Here is a 1981-nt window from a genome sequence, read left to right on the forward strand (position 1 = left end):
AGGGGCACGGCAACATCGCCATCAAGCTAACGAAATTGAACTTACAAAAATACGTATAAATTCCTCTCCGACTATGGAATATTGGGTATCTTTTACCCAATATTAAAATTTTTATAAAAAAGTGCATACGAAATAACCCTAGCGGGCTACAATTTTTTTAAGCGGATTTATTTTTCTATATACTGCTCGTATGCAGTACCTAAAATATCAAATACAGTTTTTTTTTCGATAACGATGTGATTTTCGTCCATTTTTATCAAGTAAGTGGAATAAACGAAGAAAACTTGTTATTAGTTGCTTCGATTGTTCTTGTATTTGTCGATATAATACGCGGAAATAATCATGAATCATATACATAGCTTTCCATTCACTTAATTCTTTTTGTTTTTTTATCAGCAATACTTGTCTCATTTGGAACATCACAGTAGAAGAGAGTAAAAGAGCAATTAATTTTCCATAGATATGACATTCTAATCGTTCTTTCTTCACATTTGTATTGGAATGAATGCGAAAAATAGATTTCCATGTTTTAAAGATAATTTCTATTTGCCAACGAAGAGAGTAGAACTCATGGATAGCTTCTTTAGAAACATATTCCAATGGAATATTCGTAATGTATACATTGATGCCTTGTAATTTTTTTGTTCGATCACTAAACGTTATGTTTTTCTTTTTTTCTTTGTATGCTCGATCTTTTCTACGTTGTGTTTCCTGATCAGGAGTAAGCCTATACATTACAGCTCTTACGGGAAGTAGATAGTCACGCCCAACATAGACAACAGGAATTTCATATAATTCCCCTGGTTGTAACTGTTCCATAATCGTTTCTAAATCAATCATTGTATATTGATATTTTTCTTACTTGCTCCATTTTTAAAAATAGGGGCCTCTTCATTTTTTGAAACAGTTTGGTATTCATTTTAAGCCGAGATAAATAGTAGGCTCCTTTTTGTTGGATGCCATCTAGATCGATCAAACTAAAATAACCTAAATCCCGTATACAAAGATCTTGTAAATCAACGGTAGGTTGAACTTCTTTGCCGTAATTCACATCATTTTCTTTCGCAGGTCCCAATGCGACATGTAAGAATTGACCACTCAGTAAATCATATTCTAATTGTATTTTCAATCCAGAAGCTTTTCCACTTCCGCCTGAACCAGGATAAACGGCTGCGAGTTGATCTGAAATTTGAAATGTAGTGGCATCTAAAATACGAATACGCCGAAAGTATTCTGAAAAAGAAGAAGGTAGAGATATAGTGGCTAATAATTGTTTTTGTAAGAGTTGCGAGAAGAGCGAACGTAAAAATTCTACTGCTTTTTCGTTTAATCGTACATTTAGTCCTTCCGGACTAATAAGGACACCTGTTTCTGATTCTAAAACACCACATAGTCTTGTCAAAGAATAACTTGCAATATCTTGGCCCATTCCTATGCATAAAGCAGCTAAATCTTGTGCTCCAAATTTACTGGTACGTTGAACAAACTGTGTTTCTTTCCCCAAATGTGTTAAAAAGTGTGATGAAAATACACGCTGTAATTCTTTTACAAGTAAACGAAAGTCTTTAAAATGAGATGATTTTTTCATGGATTCCCCTCCATTTTTTATCTTTATTTTATAAAATGAAGATGAAAAGAAAAGAGGTGAAAGCTTATGTGTCTATTAGGTTCAGAAAATAATCCGATTATGATAAAAGTAGGAACAAGAGCACGAGCAGAAAAAATAGCAGCAATTTGTAATGAGTATGATTTATATTACATCATTAGTTTAGAATTAAATGAAGATCTAACAGATTTGAAAAAAGCGATGAAAGGACGGACACGTCCAATGGATATATATGATACATGTGCTTGTAACAGTGGAAAGAAATATAAGTTCTGTTGCATGAGCAAAGAAATAGAGTTAGATATATAAAAAGAGATACCCCTATTTTATTCGGTTTGGGGGTATCTCCTTTTCCTTAGCTTGATGGCGATGTTG

General features: G+C 33.2%; 1 protein-coding gene and 1 pseudogene. One reads left to right on the forward strand and one right to left on the reverse strand.

Features of this window, described 5'->3' with window-relative positions:
* Positions 1-167 precede the first annotated feature (167 nt).
* A pseudogene (locus RT27_RS31135) lies at positions 168-1588 on the reverse strand (IS4 family transposase).
* 66 nt (positions 1589-1654) lie between these two features.
* On the opposite strand from RT27_RS31135, the gene RT27_RS31140 reads away from it, so the two are divergent.
* Positions 1655-1915, forward strand: a complete 261-nt coding sequence (locus RT27_RS31140; protein WP_043939070.1) for an SEC-C domain-containing protein — start codon at positions 1655-1657, stop codon at positions 1913-1915.
* Positions 1916-1981: the final 66 nt, after the last annotated feature.

Origin of the sequence: Bacillus sp. L_1B0_5, from assembly GCF_000836715.1 — a bacterium.
GTDB lineage: Bacteria > Bacillota > Bacilli > Bacillales > Bacillaceae_G > Bacillus_A > Bacillus_A thuringiensis_S.

Coding starts and splice junctions, on each gene's coding strand:
- RT27_RS31140 (WP_043939070.1), top strand. CDS start 1,655: ATGTGTCTATTAGGTTCAGAAAATAATCCGATTATGATAAAAGTAGGA.